We start from the raw sequence: 14,178 nt of genomic DNA, 5'->3' as shown, positions 1-14,178 counted from the left end.
TGCCATCGCTGGCACCGCCCTTTCCTGAATCGGTCAAAGACCGCGGTTTCGAGCTTACTTGAGCTCGACGGTGCCGCCGGCTTCTTCGATCTTCTTCTTGATGTCTTCGGCTTCCGCCTTAGCAACGCCTTCCTTGATCGCCTTGGGCGCGCCTTCGACGAGCGCCTTGGCTTCGGTCAGGCCGAGGCCGGTGATCGCGCGGACTTCCTTGATGACCTGGATCTTCTTGCCACCGTCGCCGGTGAGGATCACGTCGAATTCGGTCTGCTCTTCAACGGCTTCGGCAGCAGCGGCCGGGCCAGCGGCGACAGCGACAGCAGCAGCGGCGCTGACGCCCCATGCTTCTTCGAGGGCCTTGGCGAGATCGGCTGCTTCGAGCACGGTCAGCTTCGAGAGTTCTTCAACAAGCTTGGCAATATCGGCCATGATGGTTCTCTTTCAAATTGTGGCGGGGCGTAAAACTGCCCCAGCAGATTGTTTCGTTTGGCGAAAAACGTCTCTTAGGCTGCCTTGTCCGCGTAAGCGGCGAAAACACGGGCGACCTTGGCCGCGGGTGCGGTAACGACCTGGGCGATCTTCGTCGCAGGTGCGTTGACCAGACCGATAAGCTTGGCGCGCAGCTCGTCGAGGCTGGGCATCGAGGCAAGCGCCTTGATGCCGGCTTCGTCGAGGACGACCGAACCCATCGACCCGCCGACGATTTCGAGCTTGTCATTCGTCTTGGCGAATTCGACAGCGGCCTTGGCAGCCGCGACCGGGTCGGTCGACCAGGCCAGCCCGACCGGACCGGTGAGCATGTCACCAAGCCCGACATAGTCGGTGTTTTCGAGGGCGAGATTGGCGAGACGGTTCTTCGCAACCTTGTAGGTCGCACCAGCATCGCGCATCTTCAGACGCAGGGCGGTGGACTGAGCCACCGTCATGCCGAGGTTACGGGTGACAACCACCACGGAAACCTCGTTGAAGACTGCATTGAGCTGGGCAACCGCGTCGGCTTTCTGCGAACGATCCATGCCATACTCCTTCACAAATGACCGCAACGGGATGGCTCCCGAAGGGTCGGCTACGTTTGTCCGGGCAAGGGGCCGCGAAGGCACCGAACACGGGCGAGTCCGTCGAAAGGGAAGGAGGGTGCGCCACATGGCCTTGGCCGGCGCGGGCAGGGCGGACGCTTGCGCGGTGCCCTGCGAAATCTCTTTTCCCCGTCTAGGCTGGAGATTAAGACCGGCATATCCCGGTCACCAACTGTCTCGGACGGATGACCGCCGGAGCGGTCGAGCGGCCCATTAGCCGATTGGCCCGGCGAGTCAAGCACGGCGGGGGCGTTGCGCACTGCGGATTGACATTGCCGGGGCACGATCCTACATCGCGCGCTCTCGATCGCTTCGAGCAAGACCGATTCATGCGCGGGAATCGGCCTCCGGATGGAAGCGACGGCCAAGCCATTTCGCGACGCATGATGACAAGGCTGCTGCCGGCACCGCTCTTCCAGGCGCGCTGGGCATGCGGCTTTTGCGCGTTGGAAATGGCCCGATCTTTCGCGTGGACACGACCGCGATTTTTCCCGTCCGCACGACGATCCTTCGTGCGGCCCAATTGAAGAGGCAAGACCCCTCCATGGCAACCAAGGCGAAGCCGCCCGTCACCCGCAGCCGCAAGGCGCAAGGGACCGCCAAGAAGCGCATCCGCAAGATCTTCGGCGACATCCACGAAGTGGTGCAGATGCCGAACCTGATCGAGGTTCAGCGCGAATCGTATGAGCAGTTCCTGCGTTCGGACAAGGCCACGGGCTATGTCTCGGGCCTTGAAAAGACCCTGCGTTCGGTCTTCCCGATCCGCGATTTCGCCGGCACCGCCGAGCTCGATTTTGTGCATTACGAACTCGAAGAGCCCAAGTACGACACCACCGAGTGCCGTCAGCGCGGGATCACCTATGCCGCGCCGATGAAGGTCACGCTGCGCCTGATCGTGTTCGAGGTCGACAGCGAAACCGAAACCCGCTCGGTGCTCGATATCAAGGAGCAGGACGTCTACATGGGCGACATGCCCTTGATGACGGACAACGGCACCTTCATCATCAACGGCACCGAACGCGTGATCGTGTCGCAGATGCACCGTTCGCCGGGCGTCTTGTTCGATCACGACCGCGGCAAGACGCACTCGTCGGGCAAGCTGCTGTTCGCCGCCCGCGTCATCCCCTACCGCGGCTCGTGGCTCGACTTCGAATTCGACGCTAAGGACATTGTCAACGTGCGTATCGACCGCAAGCGCAAGCTGCCGGTCACCGCGCTGCTCTATTCGCTCGGCCTCGATGCCGAGGATATCCTCAGCCACTTCTACAACACCGTGACGTGGGAGCGCGCCAAGGACGGCTGGAAGATCCCGTTCCACGCCGAAGCCTGGCGCAATGCCAAGCCGACCTTCGCACTGGTCGATGCCGCGACGGGCGAGGAAATCTTCCCCGCCGGTCAGAAGATCAGCCCGCGTGCCGCGAACAAGGCGGCCAAGGACGGTCTCACCGAACTGCTGCTCCCGGTCGAGGAAGTCGTCAGCCGCTATGCCGCGGTCGACATGATCGACGAGAGCACGGGCCGCATCTATGTCGAAGCCGGTGACGAGCTGACGCTCGAGCATGTCGACATTCTCGACAAGGCCGGGATCGACCAGCTGCCGCTGCTCGACATCGACGAGATCAACACCGGTCCCTGGATCCGCAACACGCTCAAGGCCGACAAGGCCGAGAACCGCGACGAGGGTCTGGAAGCAATCTACAAGGTTATGCGTCCGGGCGAACCGCCGACGAAGGAAACCGCCGAGGCATTGTTCGAAGGCCTGTTCTTCGATGCCGAACGCTATGACCTGTCGGCCGTGGGCCGCGTGAAGCTCAACATGCGTCTGGGCCTCGAGTGCGAGGACACCGTCACCACGCTGCGCAAGGAAGACATCCTTGCGGTGGTGAAGGAACTGGTCGGCCTCAAGGACGGCAAGGGCGAAGTCGACGACATCGACAACCTCGGCAACCGCCGCGTGCGTTCGGTGGGCGAGCTGCTGGAGAACCAGTACCGCGTCGGCCTGCTGCGCATGGAGCGCGCGGTGAAGGAGCGCATGAGCAGCGTCGACGTGTCGACCGTGATGCCGAACGACCTCATCAACGCCAAGCCGGCCGTTGCCGCGGTGCGTGAGTTCTTCGGTTCCTCGCAGCTGTCGCAGTTCATGGACCAGACCAACCCGCTCTCGGAAGTCACCCACAAGCGCCGCGTTTCCGCGCTCGGGCCGGGTGGTCTGACGCGCGAGCGCGCGGGCTTTGAAGTCCGCGACGTTCACCCCACGCACTATGGCCGCATCTGCCCGATCGAAACGCCCGAAGGCCCGAACATCGGTCTGATCAACAGCCTCGCAAGCTTCAGCCGCGTCAACAAGTATGGCTTCATCGAAACGCCGTACCGCAAGGTGATCGACGGCAAGGTGACCGCGGACGTGATCTATCTTTCGGCAATGGAAGAGCAGAAGCACACCGTGGCGCAGGCTTCGGCCGAGCTGACCGAAGACGGCAGCTTCGTCGAAGAGCTGGTTTCGGCGCGTCACAACGGCGACAACCTGATGGCGATGCGTGAAAACGTGACGCTGATGGACGTCAGCCCCAAGCAGCTGGTCTCGGTCGCGGCATCGCTTATCCCGTTCCTGGAAAACGATGACGCCAACCGCGCGCTGATGGGTTCGAACATGCAGCGTCAGGCCGTGCCGCTGGTCAAGGCGGAAGCGCCCTGGGTCGGCACCGGCATGGAAGAAACCGTTGCGCGCGATTCGGGTGCAGCGATCGCGGCAAAGCGTGGCGGGATCGTCGACCAGGTCGATGCGACCCGTATCGTGATCCGCGCCATCGGCGATGTCGAACCAGGCCAGTCGGGCGTCGACATCTACACGCTCCAGAAGTTCCAGCGTTCGAACCAGAACACCTGCATCAACCAGCGTCCGCTGGTGAAGGTGGGTGATGTGATCGAACAGGGCGACATCATTGCCGACGGTCCCTCGACCGATCTGGGTGAGCTGGCGCTGGGCAAGAACAGCCTCGTCGCGTTCATGCCCTGGAATGGCTACAACTACGAAGACTCGATCCTGATCAGCGAGCGCATCGTGAAGGACGACGTCTTCACCTCGATCCACATCGAGGAGTTCGAAGTCATGGCGCGTGACACCAAGCTCGGGCCGGAAGACATCACCCGCGACATTCCCAACGTCGGCGAGGAAGCGCTGCGCAACCTCGACGAGGCGGGCATCGTCTATATCGGTGCGGAAGTTCACCCCGGTGACATTCTCGTCGGCAAGATCACGCCCAAGGGCGAATCCCCGATGACGCCGGAAGAAAAGCTGCTGCGCGCGATCTTCGGCGAAAAGGCGAGCGATGTGCGTGACACCTCGCTGCGTCTGCCGCCGGGCGTTGCGGGCACGATCGTCGAGGTCCGGGTGTTCAACCGCCACGGGATCGAGATCGACGACCGTACCCGCGCGATCCAGAACGAGGAAATCGAACGCCTCCGCAAGGACGCGGCTGACGAACGCAACATCCTCAACCGTGCGACCTACAACCGTCTCAAGGACATGCTGATGGGGCAGACCGCCTCGGCAGCGCCCAAGGGCGTGAAGAAGGGCGAGGAAATCACCGACGCGATGCTCGAAGGCATCGAACGCCACGAATGGTTCAAGTTCGCGGTGGCCGAAGATGGCCGTCAGGCGCAGATCGAGGCGGTGAAGAGCCAGTACGACGAAGCCGTCGCGCTGATCGATGCCAAGTTCCACGACCGCAAGGAAAAGCTGGAGCGCGGCGATGAACTCGCTCCGGGCGTGCTCAAGATGGTCAAGGTCTTCGTGGCGGTGAAGCGCAAGCTGCAGCCGGGCGACAAGATGGCCGGCCGTCACGGGAACAAGGGCGTGATCAGCCGCATCCTGCCGATCGAGGACATGCCGTTCCTCGCCGACGGGACGCATGTCGACCTCGTGCTGAACCCGCTGGGCGTGCCTTCGCGCATGAACGTCGGACAGATCTTCGAAACGCACCTCGGCTTTGCGGCACGTGCGCTGGGTCACGAAATCAAGGACATGCTGGACGATTGGCGCGCTGCCAATCCGAACGCGGCCCGCGATTTTGCCGACGTGGCACCGCCCGCTGCGGTCGTGGACCGGTTGAAGGATATCTACGGCGACCAGTATTTCGAGGATCTCGAAAGCCGCTCGACCGCCGATATCGTCGAACTGGCGGGCAACCTTGCGGCCGGCGTGCCGATGGGGACCCCGGTGTTCGACGGCGCGCGTGAAGCCGACGTTTCGGACATGCTGGTCAAGGCGGGGATCGATTCCTCGGGCCAGAGCGTCCTTTACGACGGCCGCACCGGCGAGGCGTTCGACCGCAAGGTGACCGTGGGCATCATTTACATGCTCAAGCTGCACCACCTGGTCGACGACAAGATCCACGCCCGTTCGATCGGCCCCTACAGCCTCGTCACCCAGCAGCCGCTGGGCGGCAAGGCGCAGTTCGGCGGCCAGCGCTTCGGGGAAATGGAGGTTTGGGCGCTCCAGGCTTACGGCGCAGCCTACACCTTGCAGGAAATGCTGACGGTGAAGTCCGACGACGTGGTCGGCCGCACCAAGGTCTACGAAGCGATCGTCAAGGGCGACGACACCTTCGAGGCCGGCATTCCCGAGAGCTTCAACGTTCTCGTCAAGGAAATGCGCAGCCTCGGCCTCAATGTCGAACTGAAGTCGGTCCTCGACGAGGACGACGACGGCGAGATGCTGGAGGCAGCGGAATAAGCGGCGCGGGGGCCGCGAGGACGATCGGGGCCCCCCGCCACCGCCGCAAATGAAATTCATCCCCCTAAGGGAACACAGTCATGAACGACCTGACCAAATTCACCAACCAGCTGGCGAAGCCCGAAACCTTCGACCAGATCCAGATCGGCATCGCCTCGCCGGAGCGCATCCGCTCGTGGTCCTATGGCGAGATCAAGAAGCCCGAGACGATCAATTACCGCACGTTCAAGCCCGAGCGTGACGGGTTGTTCTGCGCGCGCATCTTCGGCCCCGTGAAAGACTACGAGTGCCTGTGCGGCAAGTACAAGCGCATGAAGTACAAGGGCGTCGTCTGCGAAAAGTGCGGCGTCGAAGTCACCGTGACCAAGGTGCGCCGCGAGCGCATGGGCCACATCGAACTGGCCGCGCCCGTCGCGCACATCTGGTTCCTGAAGTCGCTGCCTTCGCGCATCGGCCTGCTGCTCGACATGCAGCTCAAGCAGCTCGAGCGCGTGCTGTATTTCGAAAGCTACATCGTCACCGAGCCGGGCCTGACCCCGCTCGAGAAGTTCCAGCTGATGACCGAGGACGAGCTCCTCGAAGCGCAGGACGAATATGGCGAAGACGCCTTCACCGCCGATATCGGCGCGGAAGCCGTGCGCACCATGTTGATGCAGCTTGACCTCGAAGCCGAGCGCGATGCCCTGCTCGAGGAACTGGCGACCACCAAGTCGACCCTCAAGCCCAAGAAGATCATCAAGCGTCTGAAGGTCGTCGAAAGCTTCATCGATTCGGGCAACCGCCCCGAATGGATGATCCTCGAAGTGATCCCGGTGATCCCGCCCGAACTGCGCCCGCTGGTGCCGCTCGATGGTGGCCGTTTCGCGACGTCGGACCTCAACGACCTTTACCGCCGCGTGATCAACCGCAACAACCGTCTGAAGCGCCTGATCGAACTGCGCGCGCCGGACATCATCGTGCGCAACGAAAAGCGCATGTTGCAGGAGGCGGTCGACGCCCTGTTCGACAACGGCCGCCGTGGCCGTGTCATCACCGGCGCCAACAAGCGTCCGCTGAAGTCGCTGTCCGACATGCTCAAGGGCAAGCAGGGCCGCTTCCGTCAGAACCTGCTCGGCAAGCGCGTCGACTATTCGGGCCGTTCGGTGATCGTGACCGGGCCTGAGCTGAAGCTGCACCAGTGCGGCCTGCCCAAGAAGATGGCGCTCGAACTGTTCAAGCCGTTCATCTACGCACGGCTTGACGCCAAGGGTCTGTCGATGACCCTGAAGCAGGCCAAGAAGTGGGTCGAAAAGGAGCGCAAGGAAGTCTGGGACATCCTCGACGAGGTAATCCGCGAACACCCCGTGCTGCTCAACCGCGCGCCGACGCTGCACCGTCTGGGCATCCAGGCGTTCGAGCCCGTGCTGATCGAAGGCAAGGCAATCCAGCTGCACCCGCTCGTCTGCTCGGCGTTCAACGCCGACTTCGACGGTGACCAGATGGCGGTCCACGTGCCGCTGTCGCTGGAAGCCCAGCTCGAAGCGCGCGTGCTGATGATGTCGACCAACAACATCCTCTCGCCCGCGAACGGCAAGCCGATCATCGTGCCTTCGCAGGACATGGTGCTGGGGATCTACTACCTGTCGATGGAACGTCAGGAGAAGCACCCCGAGTTCATCGAGGACAAGGACGGCAGCAAGATCGAGAAGCTGCCGCGCTTTGCCGACATGGCCGAAGTGCACCAGGCGCTCGAAGCCAAGGCGGTCACGCTTCACACCCGCATCATCGCCCGCGTTCCGCAGGCCGATGAAAGCGGCGTGGTGGCGATGAAGCGCTTCGTCACGACTCCGGGCCGGATGCTGATCGGTGAATGCCTGCCGAAGAACCACAAGGTTCCCTTCGACATCATCAACCGTCTGCTGACCAAGCGCGAGATCGGTGACGTGATCGACCAGGTCTATCGTCACACCGGGCAGAAGGACACTGTGCTTTTTGCCGACGCCATCATGGCGCTGGGCTTCCGCCACGCGTTCAAGGCCGGGATCAGCTTCGGCAAGGACGACATGATCATCCCCGATGCCAAGGACAAGCTGGTCGACGAGACCAAGGAACTGGTTGCCGGGTACGAGCAGCAGTATCAGGACGGTCTGATCACGCAGCAGGAAAAGTACAACAAGGTGATCGACGCCTGGTCGAAGTGCGGTGACATGGTCGCCGACGCGATGATGGCCGAGATCAAGGCGCAGCCGATCGACGGCGAGACGGGCAAGGAAGCCCAGATCAACTCGATCTACATGATGAGCCACTCGGGCGCACGTGGTAGCCCGGCGCAGATGAAGCAGCTCGCCGGGATGCGCGGTCTGATGGCCAAGCCGTCGGGCGAAATCATCGAGACCCCGATTATCTCGAACTTCAAGGAAGGTCTGACCGTTCTTGAATACTTCAACTCGACCCACGGCGCCCGTAAGGGCCTTGCGGACACCGCGTTGAAGACCGCGAACTCGGGTTACCTCACCCGTCGTCTGGTCGACGTGTCGCAGGATTGCGTCATCGTCGAGGATGATTGCGGCACCGAGAACTTCCTCGAAATGCGCGCCATCATCCAGGGCGGCAGCGTGATCGCTTCGCTGGGTGAGCGCATCCTTGGCCGCACGACGATGGAAGACATCGTCAACGCGACCACGGGCGAGGTGATCGTGCCCAAGCTGACCTTGATCGACGAAGCGATGGTCAAGGCGATCGAGGCGGCAGAAGTGCAGTCGGCGAAGATCCGCAGCCCGCTGGTCTGCGAAGCCGAGATGGGCGTGTGCGGCACCTGCTACGGCCGCGATCTTGCTCGCGGGACGCCGGTCAATATCGGTGAAGCTGTCGGCGTTATCGCCGCGCAGTCGATCGGTGAGCCCGGTACCCAGCTGACGATGCGGACCTTCCACATCGGCGGCGCGGCGCAGCTCAACGAAACTTCGCACCTCGAGGCAATTTCGGACGGCAAGGTCGAGTATCGCGAGATGCAGACCATCACCGACAAGATGGGCCGCATCCTGAGCCTGTCGCGCAGCGGCGAAATCGCCGTGATCGACGCCGAAGGGCGCGAGCGCGAAATGCACAAGGTGCCCTATGGTACGGTGATCAAGATCAAGGACGGCGCGCAGGTCAAGATCGGCGACCGTCTGGCAGAGTGGGATCCCTTCACCCTGCCGATCATCACCGAACAGTCGGGTGTGGTGAAGTACCAGGATCTGGCCGAGGGCATCACGCTCGAGGAACAGATGGACGACGCCACCGGCATCGCCCAGCGCGTGGTGACCGAAAACCGTGCCACCGGCCGCAAGAAGAAGGAAGACCTGCGTCCGCGGCTCACCCTTCTGGCCGAAGGCAGCGGCGAAATCGAAGCGGCACGTTACATGCTCGCTCCGGGTACGACGCTGTCGGTCAGCGATGGCGACACGGTGCAGGCGGGTGACATTCTCGCCCGTGCCAGCCGTGAAGCTGCCAAGACCCGCGACATCACCGGCGGTCTGCCGCGCGTTGCCGAACTCTTCGAGGCGCGTATGCCCAAGGACGTTTCGGTGATCGCCAAGATCTCCGGCCGGATCGAATTCGTCCGCGAATACAAGGCCAAGCGCAAGATCGCGATTATCCCTGAGGAAGGGGATCCGGTGGAATACCTGATCGCCAAGACCAAGGTGATCGACGTGCAGGAAGGCGATTACGTGAAGAAGGGTGACACCCTTGTTTCCGGCTCGCCCAACCCGCACGACATCCTCGAGGTCATGGGTGTCGAAGCGCTGGCCGAGTATCTCGTCGATGAGATTCAGGAAGTCTATCGCTTGCAGGGCGTGAAGATCAACGACAAGCACATCGAGGTGATCGTTCGCCAGATGCTGCAAAAGGTCGAGATCACCGATGGCGGGGACACCACCCTGCTGCCGGGCGAACAGGTCGATCTGGCAGAGATGCTGGAGGTCAACGGCAAGCTGGCCAAGGGCAAGCAGGGCGCATCGGGCAACCCCGTGCTGCTCGGCATCACCAAGGCGTCGCTGCAGACCCGCTCGTTCATCTCGGCAGCGTCGTTCCAGGAAACCACCCGCGTGCTGACGCAGGCGGCGGTCGAAGGAAAGAAGGACACGCTGATCGGTCTGAAGGAAAACGTGATCGTCGGTCGTCTCATCCCCGCCGGTACCGGCGCGGGCATGAACCGCCTGCGGGTCACCGCCAACAGCCGCGATGCGGCGCTGAAGGCGGCGTGGAAGAAGCAGCAGGAAGCCCTGTCCGCTTCGGGGCAGCGCGAAGTCGAACCGGCGGCCGATGCCATCGGTTCGGAAGAGAAGATGAAGGCAGCGATGGCTGCGATGGCCGCCGCCGCCCCGGCAGCGGATGTCGAGGATGCGGGTGAAGAATAAGCCCGCCGCTATCTTTTCTTAAGAAATTGGCCCCGCCCGAGCGCAAGCTTCGGCGGGGCTTTTCTTTGCCCCCGCAAATTTGCGCTATTGCAAATCAGTCGCAACAAGGTAGGGTCGTCCGGCGCTCAACAAGCAAAGCGAATTGCCATGTCTTACCGCCACACACCCACCGCCGCGACGCGCGCAATCATCGCCCGACTGGCGGAACCACCGCGAGCGTCCATCTTGGGCCCGGTAGGTGCGCGGTTCATTCATACCTTGCGGCTTGTTGCGCTGCACGAACGGCTTGGCCGTGATCCGGTGCCGGAATTGGCCACCCGGCTCGGTTCGGTCGATGTCGCGGCAAAGGCTCTCGTACTCGTGCAGGACATTGCAGCGCACTGGCCGGAAAACATCGCGGTGTCGCGCTTCTGCTGCCGCCTGCTCAGTCATGACGAGGCGACGATCGGCGCGATTGTCGATGCGGCGGCGCAAGGCGATCGCCGTGCGTTCGAAGCCGCACTCGACGGGTTCATCCGGCCCGAACGCGCGCACCGACTGTGGGATAGCGCGCTCGCCCTCGCCGCTGCGGAGATCCGCGCACTCTGACCGCTTGCGGGGGGCGAGCCGGCGCTCTACCGCAGGCCGCATGACCACCACCCGTTTTGCCCCGTCGCCCACCGGCCGCCTGCACGTCGGCAACATCCGCACCGCGCTCCATAACTGGATGCTCGCGCGCAAGGCCGGCGGAACCTTCATTCTGCGGATCGACGACACCGACGCTGCGCGCAGCCGTGAGGAATATGTGGAGGCGATCCGCGCGGACCTGACCTGGCTCGGGTTCGACTGGGACCGCGAAGAGCGCCAGTCGGGGCGCCTCGACCGCTATCAGGCCGCCTTCGACGCGCTGCAGGCGGCGGGGCGGATATACCCATGCTTCGAAACCGCGCAGGAGCTCGACGTCAAGCGCAAGATCCAGCTGTCGCGCGGACTGCCGCCGATCTACGATCGCGGCGCGCTCAACCTGACCGAGGCCGAACAGGCCGCAAAACGCGCCGAAGGGATCGCACCGCACTGGCGGTTCAAGCTAGACCAAGCCGAGCCGATCATGTGGGATGATGGCATCCGCGGGCCGCAGAAGTTCGATGCGGCACAGCTGTCCGACCCGGTCATCCGCCGGGCCGACGGGTCGTGGCTCTACATGATGCCGAGCGCGGTCGACGATATCGACATGGGGGTGACGCAGGTCCTGCGCGGCGAGGATCATGTCTCCAATACTGCAGTGCAGATCCAGATATTCACCGCGCTTCACGCTTCGGGTTTCGGTGGGGAGGGCGCCGAGGCCGGCACGCTCCCTGCTTTCGCGCACGAGGCTTTGCTGGTGGGCCGCGAAGGCAAGCTCTCGAAGCGGCTCGGATCGCTGGGATGCGATGCGTTCCGTGAGCGCGGAATCGAGCCTGCGGCCATCATTGCGCTGCTCGCGCGGCTTGGCACCTCGCTGCCGATCGAGCCGATCGCCGACCGCAGCGTGCTGATCGACAGCTTCGAACTTGCCACATTCGGCCGTGCACCCGCCAAATTCGACGAGGCTGATCTTGAGCGGCTGAATGCAGGCATCGTCCACCAGTTGCCTTACGCGGCGGTGGCAGGACGGTTGCCCGCCGGCATGGATGCGGCCGGCTGGCACGCGGTTCGCCCGAACCTTGCGCATGTCGCCGAGGCGGCAGAGTGGTGGCGCCTGGTCACCGGCCCGATCGAAGCGCGTGAGTTTCAGAGCGAGGACAAGGCTTTCCTCGAAGCTGCCGCGACCGCGCTGGTGTGGTGCAACAATCCATGGGAACAGCTGACCACCGCTTTGAAGGAGAGCACCGGCCGCAAGGGACGTGCGCTGTTCCTCCCGCTGCGACAGGCGCTGACAGGAATGGACCACGGCCCCGACATGAGCGAACTGCTCCTCCTGATCGGAGAGACAGAAGCCCGCGCGCGTCTGCGCCAATCCGCACTCTAAGGCACGACGCCAGCGCGCGCGGGCGCCCAGGCGGAGTGCAGGATAAGTTGGGTGGGCGATTCTCGTTTCCAAAGTAGGGGGCGTGTTGAGGTGCGATTGCCTGTTCTGCGCAGGATTAATCCGCAGCGGTTGATGGCTGGCCTTAGCCAGACGAGAATCTTCCGCTCCTGAAGACAAAAGCCTCATACACCCCCCGCATCACCCTAAGATGGTGCGTGAGGGAGTTTCCTCGTCATTTTCACGGTAGTGTTTGGTGCCCAGAAGAGGACTCGAACCTCCACGCCCTTGCGAGCGCCGCCACCTGAAGACGGTGCGTCTACCAATTCCGCCATCTGGGCACGGATGCTTCCGGTCGTCGTCGCCGGAGGCTGGGTAGGGGCGGGCGATTAGCCGGGGGTTGGGGGGCTGTCAATGCTTACCTCGATAATCTTTGCAAACAGCGTGTTTCACGTGAAACATTGGCGGTTTTGCAGGGCTAACGGGTGGCAAAAGCGCGCAAGAGTTGGGCAAGCGGGGGGCAAGAACGGGCAAGGCGGGGTCTGAAAGGGTGCTGGGGCCGGTGAGGAATCAGGAATTCATCACCCCAGGTCGCGCGGCGGCCGCACCATCCTTGTCACGCCGCCGTTACCGCCGCGAAAAATCACGCGGCCGCGAACGAGCGACCATGCCGCAAGCATGCCGCCCGCAGCCGCGGCGCCGACAACACCGCCTTTTGCCGTCCGCCCTGCGCGCGCGCAGACCATGCGCCGCGACATCCGTGCCCCCGCGCCTGTTCGCGCCCGCGCGCGTCAGCCCATCGCCCCCTTGCCTCTGCGGCCCGCATGTCGCAAAGCGCGTGCGACCAGAACCCGCAGCCACCACCAGCGAGCCCTTTGCCGATGTCTTCCGCTCTTTCCGCGTCCCCTTCTTCGTCCGCAACGCTTACCGGCGAGCTTGTCACGATCTTCGGCGGCACCGGCTATCTCGGCAATTATGTCGCGCAGAGCCTGCTGGCCCGCGGCGCGCGGGTGCGGCTGGCGAGCCGCGCGCCCTCCAAGGCACAGGGCCTCAAGCCGCTCGCCAATCTGGGCCAGCTACAGCTGATGCCCTGCGACATCACGCGCGAAGAACATGTCGCCGCTGCGCTCGACGGGGCGGACCGGGTGGTCAATTTGGTTGGCGCGTTCGGCGGCGACCTGATCAAGCTGACGGGCGAGGCGCCGGGCACGATCGCGCAGGAAGCGGCCACACGCGGGATCAAGGCGCTGGTGCAGATCAGCGCGATCGGCGCCGATGCCAATTCCCCTACCGATTACGCGCGCGGCAAGGCGATGGGCGAGGCCAATGCCCGCGCCGCTTTTCCGCATGCGACGATCCTGCGGCCGTCGATCATTTTCGGCAAGGACGACCAGTTCATCAACATGTTCGCCGGGCTGATCGAGATGCTGCCGGCGATCCCGGTCTTCGCGCCTGAGGCCAAGCTCCAGATCGTCTATGCCGACGATGTCGCCGAAGCGGTTGCGACCGCGCTCGAACATCCCGAGCTTCACGGCGGGCGCACCTATGAACTGGGCGGCCCCGAACAGATCGGCATGCTGGAACTGCATGAACGCATCGCCGCCGCGCAAGGCAGGAAGCGCATGTTCCTGCCCATGCCCGACGGCATCAGCGCCGCCTTTGCCGCGCTGCCGCTGACCCCGATGAGCCGCGACCAGTGGACGCTGCTCAAACCCGGCAGCACGGTCGCACCCGGCGCGCTGACGCTGGCCGACATGGGGATCGAGGCCAAGCCGCTGGGCCTGTTCCTCGACAAGTGGATGCTGCGTTATCGCAAGCATGGCCGTTTCGGCGCACAGAACGAACGCGCCAAGCTTTACAAGCGCTGAGCGCACACCAGCGATGGCGGGAATATTCCGCCGCTGCGCCATAATGTGACTTTGCAGCACGGTTCGGGCGAATACCGTCCGCAGTCCTTTTGCGCCGCTTGCACCACTTTTTAACCCTAGATAAGAAGCGCCTGAG

Annotated in this window: 7 protein-coding genes and 1 tRNA gene; 5 read left to right on the top strand and 3 right to left on the bottom strand. The window is 63.5% G+C overall.

The annotated features are described in order from the left end of the window. Positions 1-54: 54 nt before the first annotated feature. Both rplL and rplJ read right to left on the bottom strand, forming a co-directional pair. On the bottom strand, positions 55-426 hold the full coding sequence (rplL, locus tag A9D12_RS03155) for a 50S ribosomal protein L7/L12 (protein WP_068349716.1): 372 nt from the start codon (positions 424-426) through the stop codon (positions 55-57). 74 nt (positions 427-500) lie between these two features. Beyond that, positions 501-1,013, bottom strand: a complete 513-nt coding sequence (gene rplJ, locus A9D12_RS03150; RefSeq protein WP_068349714.1) for a 50S ribosomal protein L10 — start codon at positions 1,011-1,013, stop codon at positions 501-503. A 604-nt stretch (positions 1,014-1,617) separates the two neighbouring features. Between rplJ and rpoB the strand changes: the two genes are divergently transcribed. The 4 genes from rpoB (at position 1,618) to gltX (ending at position 12,177) form a co-directional block, all read left to right on the top strand. Next, entirely contained in the window at positions 1,618-5,808 is a 4,191-nt protein-coding gene (gene rpoB, locus A9D12_RS03145) for a DNA-directed RNA polymerase subunit beta (RefSeq protein ID WP_068349712.1), read from the top strand. 80 nt (positions 5,809-5,888) lie between these two features. Next, on the top strand, positions 5,889-10,190 hold the full coding sequence (gene rpoC / locus A9D12_RS03140; protein ID WP_068349710.1) for a DNA-directed RNA polymerase subunit beta': 4,302 nt from the start codon (positions 5,889-5,891) through the stop codon (positions 10,188-10,190). A 225-nt stretch (positions 10,191-10,415) separates the two neighbouring features. Continuing rightward, a complete protein-coding gene (locus A9D12_RS03135) occupies positions 10,416-10,778 on the top strand; it encodes a DNA-directed RNA polymerase subunit beta' (RefSeq protein ID WP_231889683.1) in 363 nt (120 codons plus the stop codon). Positions 10,779-10,818: 40 nt separating this feature from the next. After that, positions 10,819-12,177: a glutamate--tRNA ligase gene (gene gltX / locus A9D12_RS03130; protein WP_068349706.1), complete on the top strand. Its 1,359-nt coding sequence runs from the start codon at positions 10,819-10,821 to the stop codon at positions 12,175-12,177. Positions 12,178-12,428: 251 nt separating this feature from the next. On the opposite strand, the gene A9D12_RS03125 is transcribed toward gltX, so the two are convergent. Continuing rightward, positions 12,429-12,515: transfer RNA gene (locus tag A9D12_RS03125), tRNA-Leu, on the bottom strand. A gap of 540 nt (positions 12,516-13,055) precedes the next feature. Between A9D12_RS03125 and A9D12_RS03120 the strand changes: the two genes are divergently transcribed. Further along, a complete protein-coding gene (locus A9D12_RS03120) occupies positions 13,056-14,042 on the top strand; it encodes a complex I NDUFA9 subunit family protein (protein ID WP_068349704.1) in 987 nt (328 codons plus the stop codon). The last annotated feature ends 136 nt before the right edge of the window (positions 14,043-14,178 follow it).

The organism is Erythrobacter neustonensis, from assembly GCF_001663175.1.
Lineage (GTDB): Bacteria > Pseudomonadota > Alphaproteobacteria > Sphingomonadales > Sphingomonadaceae > Erythrobacter > Erythrobacter neustonensis.
Note: the sequence above shows the minus strand (reverse complement) of the source record. Positions and strands in the feature narration are given on the sequence as shown.

Coding starts and splice junctions, on each gene's coding strand:
- gltX (WP_068349706.1), top strand. CDS start 10,819: ATGACCACCACCCGTTTTGCCCCGTCGCCCACCGGCCGCCTGCACGTC.
- A9D12_RS03120 (WP_068349704.1), top strand. CDS start 13,056: ATGTCTTCCGCTCTTTCCGCGTCCCCTTCTTCGTCCGCAACGCTTACC.
- rpoB (WP_068349712.1), top strand. CDS start 1,618: ATGGCAACCAAGGCGAAGCCGCCCGTCACCCGCAGCCGCAAGGCGCAA.
- rplL (WP_068349716.1), bottom strand. CDS start 426: ATGGCCGATATTGCCAAGCTTGTTGAAGAACTCTCGAAGCTGACCGTG.
- rpoC (WP_068349710.1), top strand. CDS start 5,889: ATGAACGACCTGACCAAATTCACCAACCAGCTGGCGAAGCCCGAAACC.
- rplJ (WP_068349714.1), bottom strand. CDS start 1,013: ATGGATCGTTCGCAGAAAGCCGACGCGGTTGCCCAGCTCAATGCAGTC.